At 66.5% G+C, this 18217-nt stretch carries 18 protein-coding genes and 1 pseudogene; 12 read left to right on the forward strand and 7 right to left on the reverse strand.

What is annotated here, in order from left to right; genetic code table 11:
* Nucleotides 1-364: 364 nt before the first annotated feature.
* From DA075_RS33185 to DA075_RS33200, 4 genes are all read left to right on the forward strand, one after another.
* Complete coding sequence (locus DA075_RS33185) at nt 365-2065, forward strand: ATP-dependent nuclease (RefSeq protein ID WP_276330950.1); 1701 nt, start codon at nt 365-367, stop codon at nt 2063-2065.
* A gap of 913 nt (nt 2066-2978) precedes the next feature.
* Nucleotides 2979-3632, forward strand: a complete 654-nt coding sequence (locus DA075_RS37930) for a hypothetical protein (RefSeq protein ID WP_244537587.1) — start codon at nt 2979-2981, stop codon at nt 3630-3632.
* A 105-nt stretch (nt 3633-3737) separates the two neighbouring features.
* Complete coding sequence (locus DA075_RS33195; RefSeq protein WP_082742740.1) at nt 3738-4073, forward strand: DUF3768 domain-containing protein; 336 nt, start codon at nt 3738-3740, stop codon at nt 4071-4073.
* A gap of 1 nt (nt 4074) precedes the next feature.
* Nucleotides 4075-4464: a hypothetical protein gene (locus DA075_RS33200; RefSeq protein ID WP_123834544.1), complete on the forward strand. Its 390-nt coding sequence runs from the start codon at nt 4075-4077 to the stop codon at nt 4462-4464.
* Between the two features lie 50 nt (nt 4465-4514).
* On the opposite strand, the gene DA075_RS33205 is transcribed toward DA075_RS33200, so the two are convergent.
* Nucleotides 4515-4781 carry a helix-turn-helix domain-containing protein gene (locus DA075_RS33205; protein ID WP_091887011.1) on the reverse strand — a complete coding sequence of 89 codons (267 nt, stop codon included), beginning with the start codon at nt 4779-4781 and terminating at the stop codon, nt 4515-4517.
* Between the two features lie 111 nt (nt 4782-4892).
* Between DA075_RS33205 and DA075_RS33210 the strand changes: the two genes are divergently transcribed.
* The 5 genes from DA075_RS33210 to DA075_RS33230 all read left to right on the forward strand — a co-directional run bounded on the left by DA075_RS33210 (nt 4893) and on the right by DA075_RS33230 (nt 11343).
* Nucleotides 4893-6854 (forward strand): hypothetical protein, encoded by a 1962-nt coding sequence (locus DA075_RS33210; protein WP_091887009.1) that lies wholly within the window; start codon nt 4893-4895, stop codon nt 6852-6854.
* Between the two features lie 472 nt (nt 6855-7326).
* Entirely contained in the window at nt 7327-8409 is a 1083-nt protein-coding gene (locus DA075_RS33215; RefSeq protein WP_099957358.1) for a YeiH family protein, read from the forward strand.
* A gap of 195 nt (nt 8410-8604) precedes the next feature.
* Entirely contained in the window at nt 8605-9807 is a 1203-nt protein-coding gene (locus tag DA075_RS33220) for a molybdopterin-dependent oxidoreductase (protein ID WP_099957359.1), read from the forward strand.
* A gap of 11 nt (nt 9808-9818) precedes the next feature.
* Complete coding sequence (locus DA075_RS33225) at nt 9819-10157, forward strand: c-type cytochrome (RefSeq protein WP_058617457.1); 339 nt, start codon at nt 9819-9821, stop codon at nt 10155-10157.
* A 106-nt stretch (nt 10158-10263) separates the two neighbouring features.
* The gene (locus DA075_RS33230; RefSeq protein WP_099957360.1) at nt 10264-11343 is read left to right on the forward strand and encodes a molybdopterin-dependent oxidoreductase; all 1080 of its coding nucleotides are present in this window, start codon (nt 10264-10266) and stop codon (nt 11341-11343) included.
* A 14-nt stretch (nt 11344-11357) separates the two neighbouring features.
* On the opposite strand, the gene DA075_RS33235 is transcribed toward DA075_RS33230, so the two are convergent.
* The 4 genes from DA075_RS33235 to DA075_RS33250 all read right to left on the reverse strand — a co-directional run bounded on the left by DA075_RS33235 (nt 11358) and on the right by DA075_RS33250 (nt 13987).
* A complete protein-coding gene (locus tag DA075_RS33235) occupies nt 11358-11717 on the reverse strand; it encodes a YidH family protein (protein WP_099957361.1) in 360 nt (119 codons plus the stop codon).
* Nucleotides 11714-12601 carry a LysR family transcriptional regulator gene (locus DA075_RS33240; protein ID WP_099957362.1) on the reverse strand — a complete coding sequence of 296 codons (888 nt, stop codon included), beginning with the start codon at nt 12599-12601 and terminating at the stop codon, nt 11714-11716. The genes DA075_RS33235 and DA075_RS33240 overlap by 4 nt, the downstream gene beginning before the upstream one ends.
* A 79-nt stretch (nt 12602-12680) precedes the next feature.
* Nucleotides 12681-13478 carry an anti-sigma factor family protein gene (locus DA075_RS33245; RefSeq protein WP_099957363.1) on the reverse strand — a complete coding sequence of 266 codons (798 nt, stop codon included), beginning with the start codon at nt 13476-13478 and terminating at the stop codon, nt 12681-12683.
* Nucleotides 13475-13987 carry a sigma-70 family RNA polymerase sigma factor gene (locus DA075_RS33250; RefSeq protein ID WP_058617523.1) on the reverse strand — a complete coding sequence of 171 codons (513 nt, stop codon included), beginning with the start codon at nt 13985-13987 and terminating at the stop codon, nt 13475-13477. Before DA075_RS33250 ends, DA075_RS33245 begins: the two co-directional genes overlap by 4 nt.
* Nucleotides 13988-14197: 210 nt before the next feature.
* On the opposite strand from DA075_RS33250, the gene copM reads away from it, so the two are divergent.
* Together copM and DA075_RS33260 are read left to right on the forward strand one after the other, a co-directional pair.
* Nucleotides 14198-14599, forward strand: a complete 402-nt coding sequence (gene copM, locus DA075_RS33255) for a CopM family metallochaperone (RefSeq protein WP_099957364.1) — start codon at nt 14198-14200, stop codon at nt 14597-14599.
* 36 nt (nt 14600-14635) lie between these two features.
* Nucleotides 14636-16075 (forward strand): YncE family protein, encoded by a 1440-nt coding sequence (locus DA075_RS33260; RefSeq protein WP_099957365.1) that lies wholly within the window; start codon nt 14636-14638, stop codon nt 16073-16075.
* A gap of 54 nt (nt 16076-16129) precedes the next feature.
* Here DA075_RS33260 and DA075_RS33265 read toward each other — a convergent pair.
* Nucleotides 16130-16363: pseudogene (locus DA075_RS33265) on the reverse strand (EamA family transporter); the annotation flags it as partial.
* A 270-nt stretch (nt 16364-16633) separates the two neighbouring features.
* The gene (locus DA075_RS33270) at nt 16634-16906 is read right to left on the reverse strand and encodes a hypothetical protein (RefSeq protein ID WP_099957366.1); all 273 of its coding nucleotides are present in this window, start codon (nt 16904-16906) and stop codon (nt 16634-16636) included.
* A 613-nt stretch (nt 16907-17519) separates the two neighbouring features.
* Between DA075_RS33270 and DA075_RS33275 the strand changes: the two genes are divergently transcribed.
* Nucleotides 17520-18116 (forward strand): hypothetical protein, encoded by a 597-nt coding sequence (locus DA075_RS33275; protein ID WP_099957367.1) that lies wholly within the window; start codon nt 17520-17522, stop codon nt 18114-18116.
* The last annotated feature ends 101 nt before the right edge of the window (nt 18117-18217 follow it).

The following is an 18217-nucleotide window of genomic DNA, read 5'->3' on the forward strand; positions in this document are numbered from 1 at the left end:
TTTTGACAATGCCCGCCCGTGAGGGGATCGCGCCCAACCACCAGAAGCTGCAAGGCCTCTTTGGCAAAAACACCTATAAGTGCTTCGCTACGGTGGTTCAGCGTGTTTGTAGTGCCCGCCCGCATCTTAACGGAAAGCGTTAAAGTCTATAACTCGATTAGGGTCAAAAGTGGCTTGCATTTGCGTGCAAACGACAAAACTCAAGCAATTATAAGCTAAGCGCAGAGATATTGTGTTCTCCAAATAGCTGATGCCCAACTGTTGAAATGACGTTAGATTTTAATTGCGTCGCAATTGGCCAAGCCCTTAATATGGGTAGCTTTCGATTCGGCCTGTCGTGGCCATAGATTTTGAGCTCCGCACCATGATTAAAGCTGTATCAGTTGAGAATTTCATGCGTATAGACCAGCGAGTTGACATAGATCTGAATCCAGTAACTATATTGGTTGGCGGCAATGGATCTGGAAAGTCATCCATCTTGAAGGCCATTCACTGGGCTGTGCGCTGCGCAACATTGAAGGATTGGCGAGACAACACCTCGCTTGATAGAATGGATTATACCCCAAGCCGCGCATTCCAAGAATTGGCACACAAAAAACGCATACAAAGCAAGGATCATCTTCCAAAAATAAAAGTCGGGTTTATCGACGATAGCGGCGAAGAAACTATTATCAATATAAGCTCGGCGCGTAATGATGCAGGTGCTAAGGCGCCTATCATCGGACCATTGGCGCGATCTCTAACGCAAGAAACACCTCAAACTGCCTATATTCCAGGTCTAGCAGGATTGGCAGAGGTTGAGACGGTCCTAGCTGCTCCGGTGCTGCATCGTCGAGCAGCCTCGGGTGAAGGGGGATCGGTACTACGCCATATCATACTTGATTTAGCCGGAGGCAGCGCCAGCGAGGAGACAGAGCATCGCCATCTTTCAGAGTTGTCTAGCTGGGTATCTAGGGTTTTGCCAGAGTCTCAATTTTGGGTGAAATTTGACAGGTTGCGAGACGTAAGTATAGAAGCATTATTTTATACGCCTGATATGAAAGAGACAGGTCGTTCAGTTGCTAATCAGCGCCGTCCTCTTGAAATGGCTGGCACGGGATATTTGCAGGTTGTTCAGATATTTGCCTATCTATTAAAATTCAAACCGAAGTTGCTCCTTATAGACGAGCCTGATGCTCACCTTCATCCGAGCACTCAGGAGCGTCTGATAAAGGCTTTAGAGGAGGCGGCTGCGGAATTTCCTGAGACAAAATTTATCTTGAGCACTCATTCGCCGCACCTTGTGAGAGCAGCAAGTTCCCTATCTCGCGTTCATTGGATGGAAAACGGTCATCTCCGTGCCGACTCAGAGGATAAGATTAGGCTTCGTATGGGCTGGGGAGCTTTAGATAAGGGTTTGATTCTGTTTACTGAAGACGAAGACATGTCCTATTTAAAGTCTATTATCTCTCAGTGGCCGGATCTTGATCGAAAAATTCTCCTCTGGCCTACTTTTGGGCATGGAGGTATCCCAAGCGGAGATTCTCTGAATAAGCTTCGTAGTAGCCTAGGTATTCCGGTCTTCGTTCACCGGGACCGGGACTTTATGTCAGACAATGATATCAATCATTGGCGTGAGGCCAAGGGTTTTGCCAGATGTGATATTCCATCCTGGGTACCCTCTGGCGCCGACATAGAGTCGCTTTTCTGTGATCCATCTCACATTGAAAATACGATGGGTTTTGATCCAGCTGAAGCGCAAGTAATATTTCAGAATGCATTAGCCTCTTTCGCCGAAGACCAGGTGGAGCGCGATTTCACAGGCGCTCTTGACTCTGCTGTCAGATCGCTTCCGATTGAAAATCGAAGCCTTCCGGGGCCTCGATGGCGTGAACTTGGGGGATTTGGCCGCCACACGATCAAAGGAAAGCTTCTCCTTAGTGCCATTGAAAATGAAATAAAGATTCGGCTTCGTGGTGGACCAGAGGCTAGAAGATTGGCTCTTCTGCCTAAGCTTCGTCGCCCTCATACAGGATGCGTGATAGCAGGAGATCTTCGTAGCGCATTGGAGGTGGCACTTGCTTGAACATGGCGCCTATTTTTTCATGATTTATAGGACGGTGACGGCGAAGCCGATGGCACTCATGAAGATAACAGCTATTTTCCGTAGCGAGTTGCGATGACACGCCAGTCTTCCAGGCGAGGCCAAAGCCGATCGCCGATATGGCTATTGTTGTAGGTTCCAGCTGGACAGGTAACTCGGGCCTCGTTGCTCTTGGTCGGGATCGCCGACCGCGTTCCGGTGGCCCAGGTCGCGTCGAAGAAGCCGTGGCTGGAGCAGTCACGCTCAGCCACGACCCATTTAAGAACGCCTGGGAGTCGACCGAGCAGCGAGAGAGCGTCGGGCAGTTCTTGCACCTGACCGGCTGTGGAGCGGAAGCTAACAGGCAGCCTCGCCAATCGACCCAAGCGCAAAATTTGGTGCCAAACCTGCTACGCGAGCGGCCAAGAGCTTCACGTTCTCTCGCTCAACTCCAACCCCCCGTTCTTGCCACGGGTGGCGCGCTGAGCCGCCAACGGTTTCGTATGTTGCACAACGTCGGTAGTAGCCTACGGCCAACCTTGTGCAGCCTGAGAGTCCTGTTAAGTTGCCAAGCTATTTTTACCGAGCAGGTGTCAAGGATCAAGGGGGGCATAATGATATAATCCCCCGGGGAATTCATCGATATCGCAGATTACGTGAGCGGCAGTATCGTTGAGTGTAGCTCATTGATAAAGAACTTGATTTAGATATTATTCTATGTGATAATATAGATATTGAGCGGCTGATTGGCGCGCGGCGCTGAAGCTGATCGATGTGAACTACGGAGCCCTTTAATGCACCAGCGACCCCCCTCCCCCGCTCGGCGTCGATCGCCGCCCGGCCAGGGTACGCTCAACTTCAGCCTCTCCGCCAAGGCCCCCGCTCCGGGGGCCTTCTTCGTTTCAGGAGCACTCTGATGAGTGGCAAAGCTGCTCTCCAGCTCGTCGCCGAAGTGCCGCTGCGGCCCATGACACCGGCGCTCGTCCTGTTCGGCCGCGATGATGCCGGCCGGCCCCGTGCCGCTTGGTTCGATGCCAGCGAAGCCAAGCTCGCGGCGCAAGCGGCCGAGGTGATGAACCTCCAGGTGGTGCAGCTCGCCGACGACGAGCAGCGCGCCTTTGCCGATCAATTCACACACGGCCGGCTGTTCGGCAGCGGCCGCGCCTTCATTCCCTACATCCGGCGCGAGCTCTTCCCCCGCCTTCTCGAACTCGCCGGCGTGCAGGTGGATCCAGACGGCGCGGGCTTGGCGCCTGCTGCCGAGGATGGCCCGCCCACGGCGACGCAAGAGCCGGAACGAGGAAAGCTGCCCTGTGCGACGGTGGCAGCCCCTCCGCCGCCCGCTCCGCCCGGCCCCTTCGTCGGGCACAAGCTGCCTCGCGACCGTGACGAGATCGGACTGGGCAGCATCGTGCTCGCCCATGAGGGGGCCGACGAGGGCTGGTGGGAGGCGGAGGTGATCGGGATCAACGGCACCGTTCATTCGCTCCGCTGGCGCGACTACCCGACCCAGCCCACCATCCTGCGCCGCGCCGACGAACTCGCGCTGCTGCCACCCGCTAAAGCCTAGCCGTTCCGTGCCCCGCACCCGAGCCACAGAGGCTGGCTCGGGTGCCCAGCGGCAGGCCGCCCCGCGCCGCCGCTTAACCTCCTTCCGACATTCGAGGCTCCTATGCTGACCACCGTCCTCGACGTGGATCGCACCCGCGCGCTCAACGACATCCTCCGCCGCTCCCTCTCGGGCGGCCTGCTGATGCTGACCGCCGGCGTCATCGCCCTCGGCCGCGAGCGCCAGCAGACCATTCTCGACGCCATCGCCGCCTACGACAATTTCACACCCGACAACGATCCCCGCGGCGAACACGACTTCGGTGCGCTCGAGGTTGCAGGCGAGCGGGTGTTCTTCAAGATCGACTACTACGACCGCGCGATGACGGGGCACTCCCCGGATCCGGCCGACAGCAGCATCACGACGCGGATGCTGACCGTCATGCTCGCCGGGGAATACTGACGTGGCCGGACGCAGACTGGCGGCTTCGGCCATCCCCACCCCCGGGCCGTGGCTGGTGCGCGGCGAGGCCGAACCGGGAGCATCGCCCGCGCAAAACATGCTCGGGGTCGAGCCAGCGGCCGAGGACCGGCCAGGTGGCTGGCCCTACTTCATCCGGCGGGATGCACCCGTCGAGCCCGGCGGCTGCCCGCTGCACATCGCCACCGGCATCCAGCGGCTCGCCGACGCTCAGCTCCTGGCCGCCGCGCCGGACCTCGCGGAACGGCTGCTCGCGCTGCTCACTGCGCCCGCACTCCGAGCACGCGATCTCGACGCCCGGACCCGCGCGGCGATCGACGCAGCTTGGGCGCTTCTCATCCGAGTTGCCCCGCAACTGGAGATCGGCGCGTGAGGTGTCCCGCGCTCCAAGCGCAACCGGCATCCTCAACTCGGTGTCGAGGTTCACCCGGACTTCGCGCGCCGCCCGGCCCGCAATGGCATTGGCGGCTCGGCCCCGGCTTCGGGTTCGATGAACAGCGCCGCGACCGGCACCGCCAGGGCGACCGCCATCGCCTCCAGCGTCGAGATCGTCACGTTCTCCGAGCCGCGCTCGACCCGCCCGACATAGGCGCGGTCGATGCCGGCCGCGAGGGCCAGTCGCTCCTGCGAGAGGCCCTTGGCAACGCGCAGCCGCCGCAGATTCCAGCCGATAAGTGCTCGCACCTCCATGGCGCGAGAGAGCCAGTCCGCGGCTTGACAATCGACGGACCAACAGTCCCACATTCCGATTATCCAAGGGCTCGGCCGCAGGCCGTTGGCCCGCTCCACGGAACCTCCGCCATGCTGCTGTCCGCCTCCGGGGCCTACTTCCTCGTCGCCTTGATTGCCGCCGCGGTGAGCTATGTCGTGGCGCACCGAAAGGGGCTCAACGCCGTCGGCTGGGCGTGGGCCTCGCTGTTGTTGCTCGTCCCTGCAGCGATTTTGCCGTTCGTACCCTCACGACAGAGGCCGGAGCGGTCGAGTGGCGTTCCGGACGAAACTTGGCAGGCCCTCCTTGCCTACGATCCCGACATCAAGGCGGCCGCGGGGCAGCTCGCTCCCTACGGCGCGCCTGGCCTCGATGAACTGCGGCGGGCCTGGGCGGCGGTTCCCGACAAAGGGGCGTTGCCGGCGATGGTCTCGGCCATTGAGGCGCGATGGTCGGGCTACACGGCCGCAGGTCTGACCTACGTCGAGACCCAGGATGGGGTTGCGGTGCTTCGGGACGCAGCGGGGCATTATCACGTCGGCGAGCGTCAGACCGGCGACCTCCGCACAGCGCGCCTCATCGCCTCGGCCAGCGCGCGGCGGGCGCGCACGTCCTCGGTGGCTGGCATCGTCGTTGGAGCAGCCGTTCTGGCCGCCGCAGTGACCGGTGCTGGCCCGGCGAGCGCCCAACCCGCCGCGACCGGGATAACGCTGCCGAGCTGCGAGACCTACGATCGCGAACGCCCTCGTGGCGGCACGCGGGAGCAGCTGTCCGATCTGTTCGGCCTGTCGATCTACCGGTGGGGCGACGCCGAGTACGGCCGCTACCGGGCCTTCCTGCTCGATTGCAAGCGCACGCTTCCGGGCTTCCGCCAGGATATGACACTGCGCGATTGGGAAGCTGCGGTCGAGAGCAGCGTCGCGACCCTTAAGGCCTACACCGGCTACGTGAACCGATTCGGCGAGCCGATGGGCCGGCAGAGCGGATCTCGACCCCGTCCGGGTGAGCCGGACTACACCCGCGCTTTCGAGACCCTGTCATGCGACCGCTTCACCGAGGCGACAGTCAACGCGTGGACGCGCGGTGGACCGCCTGATGACTCCACGGCCGCACCGTTTTCGGTGCCGCTGGCGGCCTGGCGCTACGAGGTCTGGCGCGCCTTCGAGAACCGCGTGCTGGCTTGCGGCAAGCGGTCCGGCTCGCCGGTCGAAGCCGACGAGAGCTGGATGCGGGTCATCATCTCCCAACAGGAGGCGGGGAATGCCGCTGCTATCCGGCAGGCGCAGCAGGAGGAGGCCGCGGGCGCAGCACGGCTTGCCGGCATTCTGAGCCGGGCCGCCGAGGCCGAGACCTCAAACTCGGCCGCCGACATCGCTGGCAAGCTCAACGCCGTCGATGCACTCGCGGCGGGGCTGAAGCTCGCTCCCGCCGAAGCCGCGCAGGTTGCGGCGGCACGAGCGCAGATCGGCGCACGGCTACGGGCAGCCCGACTGGCCGAAGCCGAAGCCTGGGAGCGGGACCGGCCGGCTCGGCAGGCGCGAGCCCAGCAGCAAGAAGAAGAACTGGCGGGCCTGCAACGTCAAAACCGCGAGCGTGACGCGGAAGCTGCGGCCGAGCGTGAGCGGGCTACCCGAATCGAGGCAGAACGGCAGGCTGGGACCCGGGCGCAAGCCGAGCGGCAGGCGGCGGAGGCGGTAGCGCAACAGCAACGCGACGCAGCTCAGCGCGCTGCCGACCGGGCGGCGCAGGAGCGAGCCGCTGCCGAGACCCTGGCTCGCTTCCGGCGCGAGGAGGAATCGGCGCTGGCGCGTGATCCGTGCAACCGGGTCGAAGTGCGCCGGCAGTTGATGGAGGCCGCCAATGCGATGGACCACGCACGCTTCGGGGGGCGCAAGCTGCTCGATTTAACCCGTGGGCTCACGAATTCAGGGCAGCCGGATGCAGTACGTTCGTGCGTGTTCCAGGCCGAGTGGTCCTCGGGGCAGCGTGGGCTGGTAACGATCACGGTGCGCAAGAACTCATTCGGCGACGACCTGATTGAGGTGCGCCCCTGAAGACATAGGACAATCGATTTTCCAGTGTTCGGAAAGTTGCCCGCATCCCGCCCTTGACCGCTTAGCTGCGGCCAAGGCCTTTCTTGAGCGGCAGCAGCACCCGATTGGCCCGAACGTGCCCGAGGTGGTGGAGATCGCAACCACTCAAGGAGGTCTGTCCGTGTAGAGGACTCGGCAGGGGCCGGAGCAGCCATCATTGTCACGGACGGGCGCCACAGCGCTGAACCGGAGCCCAGTCTCCATAGAGGCCAGAGCGTCGGTCCAGGTGACATGCCCGGCAAGATTCGCAGCTGGAACCCCTGCTACCGAGGCTGTCCGCATGTCCGTCACGGAGCCATGACCGACGAGATGCGTGTGCGGCAGGGTCCTAATCATCGATAATGACGAACAAAATCATCATCATGTTCTGTTGGATCGAATGGTCTTGGATTGGCACGATGGGGACAGATCCAAGCGACCCCGCGAGACCGTTATGACCACCGCGACCCTCATCGCATCCCTCCTCGCCCCCCTGCGCCGCCTCCTGCCCGGCCTCCTCCTGTGCCTCGCGGTGACCGGCGCCGCCCTCGCGCTCGAATCGGCCGAGGAGCACCTGTTCGGCCGCGCCTGGCTTGAGGCTTTGGTGCTCGCGATCGTGCTCGGCACCGCCCTGCGCACCGCGTGGAACCCGGGCGCGCGCTTCTTCCCCGGCATCGCCTTCGGCGCCAAGACGGTCCTCGAAGTCGCCGTCGTCCTGCTCGGCGCTTCGCTCAGCCTCGCAACCCTGCTGGCGGCCGGACCCGGCCTTCTCGTCGGCATCGCCGTGGTGGTGATGGCGGCGATCGCGGCGAGCTACGGCATCGGCCGCGCCCTAGGTCTGCACCCCCGGCTCGCGATCCTCGTCGCCTGCGGCAACTCGATCTGCGGCAACTCGGCGATCGCCGCGACCGCCCCGGTGATCGGTGCGGACGGCGAGGACGTCGCCTCCTCCATCGCCTTCACGGCGGTGCTCGGGGTGCTGGTCGTGCTCGGCCTGCCCTTGCTCGTGCCGCTCCTCGGCCTGTCGCCGATGCAGTACGGCGTGCTCGCCGGCCTCACCGTCTACGCCGTGCCGCAGGTGCTCGCCGCGACGGCGCCGGTGGCGGCGCTGAGCGTCCAGGTCGGTACCCTGGTCAAGCTGGTCCGGGTGCTGATGCTCGGCCCGGTGGTGCTGGCGCTCTCCCTCGGCGCGAGCCGGCTGCGCGAGGAGACGGACGAGCCGGCCCCGCACGTCACTGCGGGAGAGCGTCCGAAGCCAGGCCGCGTCGCGATCCACCGCCTCGTGCCGTGGTTCATCCTGGCGTTCCTGGCGATGGCCGGCCTGCGCTCGGGCGGTCTGATCCCGCAAGCCGCCCTGCCGCCGATCGCCGCGACCGCCAACGTGCTCACCATCGTGTCGATGGCCGCGCTCGGGCTCGGGGTCGACGTGCGCAGCGTCGCCGGCGCGGGGCTGCGGGTCACGCTGGCGGTGGTCGCCTCCCTGCTCGCCCTCACCGCGGTCAGCCTCTGCCTGATCCATATCCTCGGCATCGCTTGACCGAGCGTCCTCGGACGACCGTTTCCCGGCGCGCCGGAGGGAAACGATCTCTCCAATCGATCGGAACGAGCAGGACTTTCCGTTGGAAGCCCTGTCTCATGGAAGATACTTTCCATCACCCAAGGGAGAGCGCGAGACGCTCGGCCCGGACCCGGAGGAACACCCTTGAGCCATCCTGCCATTCCCCGCCGCGCGATGCTTGCCGGTCTTGGCCTCAGTGGTCTTGGCCTCGGCGGCCTCGCGGCCGCGCTGCCGGCCTGGGCTGCGGGCACGATCAAGCTCCCGCTGCCCGGCGGCCCCGACCTGCGCGACCTGACCACAGCCTTCCCCGGCAAGGGGCCGATGATCCTGCAGCGGACGCGCCCGCCGCTCCTGGAGACGCCGTTCGAGGTGTTCGACCAGGGCGTGTTCACCCCCAACGACCGCTTCTACGTGCGCTGGCACTGGGCCTCGATCCCCACCGAGGTCGACGCGAACGCCTATCGGCTGACGGTGCGTGGCCATGTCGACCGGGAGCTGTCGCTGTCGCTCGACGAGCTCGCCCGGCTGCCGCGCTTCGAGATCGCCGCCGTCAACCAATGCTCGGGGAATTCCCGTGGTCTGTTCGAGCCGCGGGTGCCGGGGGCGCAGTGGGCCAACGGCTCGATGGGCAACGCGCGCTGGACGGGCGTGCGCCTGAAAGACGTGCTCGACCGTGCCGGGGTGAAGGCCGGGGCCGTGCAGGTCCGCTTCAGCGGCCTCGACGAACCGGTCGTGGACGAAGCGCCCGACTTCAAGAAGTCGCTCGACCTCGACCATGCCCGCGACGGCGAGGTCATGCTGGCCTACGCGATGAACGGCGAGCAGCTGCCGCTGCTCAACGGCTTCCCGCTGCGCCTGGTGGTGCCGGGCTGGTACTCGACCTACTGGGTCAAGATGCTGTCCGACATCGAGGTGCTGGACAAGCCCGACGACCAGTACTGGATGAAGACCGCCTACCGCATCCCGGACGTGCCGGGGGCAAACATCAAGCCCGGTCAGACCGGGTTCAAGACAGTGCCGATCAACCGCATGGTCCCGCGCTCCTTCGTCACCAACCTGCGCGACGGCGCACAGGCGACGGCCGGTTCGCCGGTGGCGGTCCGCGGCATCGCCTTCGGGGGCGATTGCGGGGTCAGGACGGTGGAGATCTCCGCCGACGGTGGCGCGACGTGGTCCTTGGGCAAGCTCGGAGCCGACGAGGGCCCCTACAGCTTCCGGCGGTTCGAGGGCGACCTGCCGGCTCTCGCGGCCGGCACCCACGCGATCAAGGTCCGCTGCACCAACACGAACGGGCTGGTTCAGCCGATGGAGCGGGTCTGGAACGGGGCCGGGTTCATGCAGAACGGCGTCGAGACCGTGTCGCTTCACGTCGCCTGAGGGAGAGAGCCATGGTCACATCCCGCACCGCGTTCTTGCTCGCCGCGCTCGCGCTGGCCTCCGCCCCGACATTCGCCGCCGAGGCGGCCGAGCCGATGCGCTTCACCTCGCAGCAGGTCGAGCTGCCCACCTCCGACCGCTTCTTCCCGGAGGGCCCCGGGGCGGAGGCCGCCAACAACAACTGCCTTGCCTGCCATTCGGCCGGAATGGTGCTGACCCAGCCCAAGTTGTCGAAGGCGCAGTGGACCGAGACCGTCAACAAGATGGTCCACGTCTACAAGGCACCGATCGACGAGGCCGACGTGAAGGCCATCGTCGACTACCTCGCGGCAATGAAGCCGCAGCCCTGACGGTGACGTGCCCGGCCCGCCGTCGCAACGGCAAAGCCGGGGAAGCACGCCGGGACCGATCCGGTCCCGGCACGTTGTCCCGCGATCCACCAGCCTGGAGACCCGCATGTCGAGCTTGGCCGAGCGCAGGGCGCGCCTGATCGTCCACGAGGAGGAGCCGTACAATGCCGAGCCGCCCCTCGCGCGGCTGCGCGCCTCCTATCGCACGACAGCCGACGACTTCTACGTGCGCTCGCACGGCGACCTGCCGGAGATCAATGCGGACGGCTACCGCCTCCGCCTCGATGGCGCGATCCCGACGGCGCTGGAGTTGTCGCTGGACGACATGCGGTCGCGCTATGCCAAGGCCACCGTCACGGCGACGATGCAGTGCGCGGGCAACCGCCGCGCGGACATGCGGGCGGTGGCGCCGGTCTCCGGTGACCCGTGGGACGGCGGCGCGATCGGCACGGCCGACTGGACCGGAATCCGCTTGGGAGACGTGCTGCGCGAGGCCGGGATCGCCGAGAGTGCAGACCTGCACGTCGCCTTCGAGAGCCACGACCTCGTCGAGGGCCGGCCCTACGGAGCCTCGATTCCGTTGGCCAAGGCGCTCGCGCCCGAGACCCTGCTGGCCTTCGCGATGAACGGCGCGCCGCTGCTGCCGGAGCATGGCTTCCCGCTGCGCGTCGTCGTGCCGGGCTTCGCCGGGGTGCGCAGCCCGAAATGGCTGAAGCGCATCACGGTGCAGGACCACCCATCGGACAACCCGATCCAGGCCGAGGACTACAAGCTGTTCCCGTCGGACGTAACGGCGGAGACGGCCGACCCCGCCCGGGGTCACACCATCAACACGATGCCGCTGAACGCGGCGATCTGCGAGCCGGCGCGCGGGGCACGGCTGGCAGCCGGGGCAAACACCGTCCGCGGCTACGCGGTGTCGGGCGACCGCACCGTCGTCCGCGTCGACGTCTCCGGCAATGGCGGGCGGACCTGGGCGCAGGCGGCGCTCGAGCACGATGCGCGGGCGCGCTTCGCCTGGACGTTCTGGACGATCGACCTCGATCTCCCCCCGGGCGAGCATGAGCTGGCGGTGCGCGCCTGGGACGAGGCCGGGCAGACCCAGCCTGCGCTGCCGGACGACACCTGGAACTACAAGGGCTACCTCAGCGCCGCGTGGCACCGCGTGCGCGTGACCGTGGAGTGAGCGCCGGGAGGTACTCAGACCTGCCACAGCGTCACGGCCGCGAGGCTCGCGACGGCGGAGAGCAGGAGCGCGATGCCGAGGGGCAGGGCGCGGGGCATCATCCGCATCGGTGCCGACGCGAGGGATCGCCTCACGGCGTGATCACGCCAGGCCGCCGCACAAAAACATCCGAATGCGCAGGCGACGAGCGCCAGGGCCATGATCCGCAGCGGCCAGCCGGGCAGCACCTCCGACAGGAAGCGTTGCGCGGCCAAACCGACGCTCAGGAACGCGAGCCCGGTGCGCAGCCACGCGGCGTAGGTGCGTTCCGCGGCGAGCACCGTCCGGTCTTCTGCCAGCCGCACGCGCGGATCGTCGGGTTCGACGTTGCTCACGGCTCGGCCCCCCGGATCAGGTCGAGCAGCGCGTCCGCGGCCCGGCTGCGGTATCGCTCCTTGTGGCGTAGGACCCGGAAGGTGCGTGCCGGCAGACCGAGCGGCACGGCGACGAGCGTCCCGGTCCGCAGGGAGGGGGCGACCACCGCCTCCGACAGGACGCTCGCGCCGGCCCCCGCCGCGACGGCGGCGAGCACCGCCTCGTTCGAGGGCAGTTCCAGCGCCACGGTGAGCGCGTCGGGTGCGAGGCCGGCGGCCGCGACGGCGGATTCGAGGGCCGAGCGCGTCCCGGATCCGGGTTCGCGCAGCACCCAGGCGATTGCGGCGAGGTCCGAGGGGCCCGGCTGCCGGCAGCCGGCCAGTTCGTGCCCGGGGCGGACCACGAGGACGAGCCGATCCTCCGCGACCGGAAGGCTCGCGAGGCCGTCATCCTCGACGGCGCCCTCCACGAAGCCGAGCTCCGCCATTCCCGAGCGGACCGCTTCGGCTGCCTGCGCGGTATTGCCGATGCCGAGCCGCAGGATGATGTCCGGATAGGCCGCCCGGAACGCGACGAGGTGGCGAGGCAGCCAATGACCGGCGATGGTCTGGCTCGCGCGGATGGCGAGGGTGCCGCGGCGCAGGCCGCTCAGGTCGGCGAGCACCTGCTCGGCCGCCTCGGCGCGGGCGAGCACCGCGCGTGCCTCCGCAAGGAACAGGCGGCCGGCCTCGGTCAGCTCGATGCCCCGCCCGACCCGGTGGAACAGCTTGACGGCGTGCCGGCCCTCCAGGGCGGCGATGGCCGCGCTGACCGCCGACTGGACGAGGTTGAGCGCCTCGGCGGCCCGGGTGACGTGCTGGCGCTCGGCCACCGCCACGAAGATGCGCAGCTGGTCGAGGGTCATGGCCGTCCGGACGGCCCCGGCACGCGTTCCGTCATGCTCGCTCCCCCTGCCCATCTTCTCGACCGAGCTTGGCCCGGCGTCACCGCGGCCCGCTTTCTCGTCCGCTCGCCTGGGCGTCGACCGCCTCAGCGACCCGCAGCAGCCGCGCTTCGTCCGTGCGCGCGGTCACCACGTAGGCCATCCCGGCATCGATCCACGAGAAAGCGGCGACGTCGCCCTCGCGGGCGTAGCGGAAGACGCCGCGTCCCCCGGCCGCGCCGGCGCGGCTGTAGAGCGTCAGGCGGGTGCCGCGGTCGTCGTCGTACATCAGCATCGCCGCCGGCTCGTCGCCGGCCGGCAGCAGGCGCCCGCCCATCAGGCGGAATCCTTGGGCCTGCAAATCCGGCGCCCTGACCGGCCGGCCGACGCGCCGCGAGAGCCATTGCTCCAGATGCGGCGTCCCGTCGGCGCGGACCTCGACCGGGTGGACGGCCTCGACCACGTAGGTGCGGAAGGCCGAGACCGCCGCCTGCGTCATCGGCTCGACCGGCGCCGCTGCGGGCGGCACCGCCCCGCGCCCCAACCAACCCACCGCCCCGCCCAGGGCGAGGCACACCATCGCCGCCGCGGCGCCCGGCAGCCAGCGGATGCTCCGGGCGGGACGCGGGCGCGCCAGGTGGGCGACGCGCAGCCGGGCCGGGATCGGCTCGTCGGCGATCGGGGCGAGGCGGGCCCGCAGGCGGGCGCGGACCTGCCCGTCGGCGGCGACCCGGGCCGCCGCGTCCGGGTGCTCGGCGAGCCAGGCCTCGACGGTGGCGCGGCGGCCGGGATCGAGCCGGCCGTCCACGAGGGCGTGCAGGTCGTCCTCGCCGACGGGCCGGGGGTCGGACGCGGTCATTTCACTCTCCGCAGGTGTCCGGTGACGACGGTCGGTGCGTGGTCCAGGAAGGCGCGCATCCGGCCCCGCGCCCGGCTCAGGCGCGACATCACCGTGCCGACCGGCACGGCGAGCACCGCGGCGGCCTCGGCATAGGACATGTCCTCGACCGCGACGAGGAGCAGGACCGAGCGTTGATCCTCGGGCAGGCCGGCGAGCCCGTCGAGCACGTCCCGCACGCCGAGGGCGGCCCCGGGATCGGCGGAGGCGTCCACGACGTCGTCGAGCAGCTCCGAGCCGACCTCGACGCCGCGGCGACCGCGCACCCCTTCGAGGTAGCGGTTGCGCAGGATCGCGAACAGCCAGGCGCGCAGGTCGCCGTCCCGGCGGCGCTGCGGCCAGGCCCGGATCGCGCGTTCGAGGGCGTCCTGGACGAGGTCGTCGGCCGCCTCGCGCTCGCGCAGGAGCGCGACGGCGTAGCGCCGCAACGCCGGGATCTGCGGCTCGATCAGGGCGGCGAGGTCGTCCAAGGCGTTCTCCACAAGGGCGCTCTCCGGGGCAGGCGGTGGCGGATGGATCGCCCGGCTTGCAATGAAAGATGCCGGATGAGGCCGCGTATTCCCCCGGCCGACCGGAAAATCGCATCACGCAGCCGTGATCGGTGCGTTTCGCCCGGTCGGGGAATATTCGGCGCTCCCAGGCATCTCTCCCGGCGTGACCTTCGAGAACCGGGAGAGACGATGCGCGGCGCACCGACGGCGATCCTGATCGCCACCCTGATGGCCGGCGGCCTGGCGGGCGGCGGCATGATGATGATGCGGACCGGGCACGCCGAGAGCGCCCCGGGCGGCTTCGACGCGCTGATGGCCCAGTCGATGACCCGGATGCACGCCGACATGGCGGTGCCGCCCTCCGGCGATCCGGACCGGGACTTCGCCGCCATGATGATCCCGCACCACCAGGGCGCGATCGACATGGCGAAGGCCGAACTCGCCTACGGTCGCGACCCCGTCCTGCGCCGGCTCGCGCAGGGCATCATCGTCGAACAGGCCCAGGAGATCGAGGTCATGCGGCGCGCGCTCGCCGAGCGCCCGCCCGCCGCTCCCGCCACGCCGAAAGCTCCGGCCCCGCACCATCACTGAGCCGGCCAGCCCACACACCCAGCGAGACGACATCCGATGCGACACCTCATTCCGGCGGCTCTCGTGCTCGCCCTTCTCGGCGGAACCGCGCTCGCGGGCCAGGCGCCGGGCCCTGCCTCGGCGCCCGACGTGCCGGTCGGCCCCCGCGACCGCTTCTATACCTCGGACCAGTTCTCCAACACGGTCTCGGTGATCGACCCCGCCGCCAACACGCTCCTCGGCGTCATCCGCCTCGGCGACACCACGCCCGCGAACCTGAGCCCGCTCTACCGCGGCCAGCTCCTCGTCCACGGCATGGGCTTCTCGCCCGACCGCAAGACCCTGCTGGCGGTCTCGATCGGCTCGAACTCGGTCAGCTTCATCGACACCGCCACCAATACCGTGCGGCACACGACCTATGTCGGCCGCTCGCCGCACGAGGCGTTCTTCACGCCGGACGGGCGCGAGGTCTGGGTCAGCGTGCGCGGCGAGGATTACGTGGCGATCCTCGACGCGGCGACGGGCAAGGAGACGGGCCGGATTACAGTGCCGAACGGGCCCGGCATGACGATCTTCTCGCCCGACGGCCGGTACGGCTACGTCTGTTCCAGCTTCAGCCCCGAGACGGTCGCGATCGAGGTCAAGAGCCGGCAGATCGTCGGGCGGATCAAGCAGGAGAGCCCGTTCTGCCCCGACATCGCGGCGACGCCCGACGGCCGCCAGGTCTGGTTCACCCTGAAGGATGTCGGCCGGGTCCAGGTCTTCGAGGCTGCGCCGCCGTTCAAGGCGCTCAAGACCATCGAGACGGGGCCGATCACTAACCACGTTAACATCGCCCGCACCAGGGCCGGCCAGTTCGCCTACGTGACGGTCGGCGGGCTCAACCAGGTCAAGGTGTTCCGCACCGACGACTTCTCGCAGGTCGCGACGATACCGACCGGCGCGCTCCCGCACGGCCTCTGGCCCTCGGGCGACGGGTCGCGGGTCTATGTCGGCCTTGAGAATGCCGATGCGGTCGCGGTGATCGACACCGGCACCAACGCCGTCACCGCAACGATCCCGATCGGCCAGGGCCCGCAAGGCGTGGCCTACCTGCCCGCGGCGGTCCCGGAGAGCGCGGGCGCCCCGAACCTGCAGCCCCTCGGCGCGGCCGGCCAGTCGAGCCGGCTGATCCTCGACGGGCCGGACGGCAAGCCGGCGACGCAGGTGACGCTGTTCGACCAGGGCGTGCTGCAGACGCTGCAGGCCGCGGTCACCGGGCTGATGCCGAAGAGCCCCTACCTGCTCGCTCTCTCAGCCGATCCGAAGGGCGCCGGGCCGCTGGAGCCGCTCGCCGCCTTCATGACGAACCCTGCAGGCGCCGCCATCGTCAACGCGGTCGGACCGATCCGCCAGGTGACGCAGAACCCGAGCGCGGCGGCGCGGCGCATCCTCGTGATCGTCGAGGGCAAGCCCGGCGAGACCGGCGCGACGGTCCAGGTCCAGGTCGTGCAGTAACGCTTCGAAGGGGGTGGTCGTCGGATCGCCCCCTTCCGTTTCGGGGGGCCATCCTCACGCCCGGTAGGCAACCAGTACGGCCCCGGCGGCGATGAGCGCGATGCCGAGCCAGTTCGGGGCGGCCAGCCGCTCGCCCAGCAACACGACGCCAAACACCGCGACCAGCACGACACTCAGCTTGTCCAGGGGCGCGACGCGGGCTGCATCGCCGAGCTTGAGAGCCCGAAAGTAGCAGAGCCACGAGCCGCCGATGGCGAGCCCAGACAGAACGAGGAACAGGGAGGTCTTGCGCTAGATCGACCCGAGCAGCTGCCATTGACTGCCACGATCTAGCGCACCTACCTCGTGCCCATGACGGCGGAAGCGGCTAGACCACCGGGCAGCAGTTCGATGGGCTTGAGACCTCGGCGGTACCCTCGAGCGGCGCCTCGGCACCGAGCGAGCGGCATTCTGGATCATGGGCAACAACCATCATCGATGCCGTCGAATGCTGCGGTGGAGTTTGCTTCGCCACGAAAAAAGCCGGGTGGAGGAGATCCCCACCCGGCTTCCGGTGCTTCAGCGAATGACCGCCCGCGTGCGGATGACCCGCACGCCATCGTTGGTCGCAACCAAGTGCGTCAGCGCCGCGGTAAGGTGGCGCTGCAGTCGATCTGGCCGGCCTTGAAATGCGACGGTCCCAGTGCTTGGCCACCAGTGCAAGATTTCGCCCTCATCTGAGCGGAACCGATGCAAGCCTTCGCGGGCGTGCCAAGACCAATCCCCGAACGCCCCGCAGTAAAGGGCGGCGTTTTGCAGGTCCAACAGCGAGCCAGTGTGTTTCAGCTTCATCGTGCGATCTCCGGCGCCGGCAAAAGGTCCGACGAAGATTGTTTTACCGAGTCGTGATTTGGCCTGATGGGACACCTAAATCTGGGGCTACCACGCCGCAGGGGCCTTGACGGCTTGATGCAGGACGGGCTGTCTGGCGCCGGAGGCCAACGTGACCCGAGCTCGCCTCGTCCCTGAGGCTACCTACGAAGGCACGCCGCTGGCCGCTCTACTCAACGCATCCCGCGGCGCATCTAGTCGCGTACTGCTCACGCAACTCGGCGGGGCACCCCTAGCAACACGAAAGCATTGATTGACGGATTCATAGTCCAGGCGCCGCTTCTAGCACGATGGTACAGCATTGGATATGCATATCGTCATCTATGGACCCCCATTTCGGGCCTTCGGTGTTTTGGAGATAGTTGCCCGTCCGAGATATTGCGCCGACTACCTTGTCTGCACTGCCCCGTAAGATATCATAAACGGCCTGTTCTGACTGCGTTTGACGCTAATGTCTCAAATCGTGAGTCGGTAAAATATAATTTCAACCGCAGCTTCCCACGATCGTTGGTATGCCAACGCTTTCGAGGCCTGCCTTCATCAGCTTGCAATGTGCTTCCGATGCGGAGTGCATATGGAGATTCATGTGCATATAGACACTGATTTCCACATCACCACATTGGTACATGCTTACAGCGACATGCTGATTATGAAGATCGGAGAAGGGTACACCCCCTACATCCTCTCCCTCCTATACAAGCCACTTCGGGGCCCCCGGGAATGGGTACTGGGGGAGATGAAACAGGGAATCACTGAGGCCTACAAGACCCTCTTGCTCCGGGTTGCCCGCAAGCCCCGCTCCCCCGCCCACCGCAATCGCCTCCCCGAATGGGTCCTCGTTCCGGACTGGCCCGTGCCGAAGGGGGTGAAGGCGAGCCTGCGCGAGGTCACGCTCAACAATGGGTTGCACTACCAGGGTCTCGCCCTCATCCCGCCCCGCAGCCGCCTCCGTGAAGGCCTCGACGCTCATTTCGCCACCCACCAGGCCCTCTACACCCGCGGCGCTGTCGCTCGCATTCACGCCGAGCCCATCACCGAAACGCCCCGGCTCGCCGCGTTTTACCTATTCAAGTCCCTCCAGCGTCGCCGAGCGGACTTCGACAGCGTGATTATCCTACCGCGGGCGATTTCCGAGCTCGAAGATAGCGATACAGTACGTAGCGTAATCTAGATAGATTTATGTGTCAATTTATTCAATTATTACATAGATACTTAGCGCATGCCAATGTCCAGATCCCGGTCATATTGATGCTGAGGGTTGAAATTTATGGC

Source organism: Methylobacterium currus, assembly GCF_003058325.1.
Taxonomy (GTDB): Bacteria; Pseudomonadota; Alphaproteobacteria; order Rhizobiales; family Beijerinckiaceae; genus Methylobacterium; species Methylobacterium currus.

What these genes read in the sequence shown, in the direction of transcription:
- DA075_RS33270 (WP_099957366.1), bottom strand. Translation starts at nt 16,906, where the DNA reads ATGAAGCTGAAACACACTGGCTCGCTGTTGGACCTGCAAAACGCCGCC.
- DA075_RS33220 (WP_099957359.1), top strand. Translation starts at nt 8,605, where the DNA reads ATGCTTGCCGGTCTTGGCCTCAGTGGTCTTGGCCTCGGCGGCCTCGCG.
- DA075_RS33210 (WP_091887009.1), top strand. Translation starts at nt 4,893, where the DNA reads ATGCTGCTGTCCGCCTCCGGGGCCTACTTCCTCGTCGCCTTGATTGCC.
- DA075_RS33225 (WP_058617457.1), top strand. Translation starts at nt 9,819, where the DNA reads ATGGTCACATCCCGCACCGCGTTCTTGCTCGCCGCGCTCGCGCTGGCC.
- DA075_RS33275 (WP_099957367.1), top strand. Translation starts at nt 17,520, where the DNA reads ATGGAGATTCATGTGCATATAGACACTGATTTCCACATCACCACATTG.
- DA075_RS33260 (WP_099957365.1), top strand. Translation starts at nt 14,636, where the DNA reads ATGCGACACCTCATTCCGGCGGCTCTCGTGCTCGCCCTTCTCGGCGGA.
- DA075_RS33240 (WP_099957362.1), bottom strand. Translation starts at nt 12,601, where the DNA reads ATGACCCTCGACCAGCTGCGCATCTTCGTGGCGGTGGCCGAGCGCCAG.
- DA075_RS37930 (WP_244537587.1), top strand. Translation starts at nt 2,979, where the DNA reads ATGAGTGGCAAAGCTGCTCTCCAGCTCGTCGCCGAAGTGCCGCTGCGG.
- DA075_RS33215 (WP_099957358.1), top strand. Translation starts at nt 7,327, where the DNA reads ATGACCACCGCGACCCTCATCGCATCCCTCCTCGCCCCCCTGCGCCGC.
- copM (WP_099957364.1), top strand. Translation starts at nt 14,198, where the DNA reads ATGCGCGGCGCACCGACGGCGATCCTGATCGCCACCCTGATGGCCGGC.
- DA075_RS33230 (WP_099957360.1), top strand. Translation starts at nt 10,264, where the DNA reads ATGTCGAGCTTGGCCGAGCGCAGGGCGCGCCTGATCGTCCACGAGGAG.
- DA075_RS33205 (WP_091887011.1), bottom strand. Translation starts at nt 4,781, where the DNA reads ATGGAGGTGCGAGCACTTATCGGCTGGAATCTGCGGCGGCTGCGCGTT.
- DA075_RS33245 (WP_099957363.1), bottom strand. Translation starts at nt 13,478, where the DNA reads ATGACCGCGTCCGACCCCCGGCCCGTCGGCGAGGACGACCTGCACGCC.
- DA075_RS33185 (WP_276330950.1), top strand. Translation starts at nt 365, where the DNA reads ATGATTAAAGCTGTATCAGTTGAGAATTTCATGCGTATAGACCAGCGA.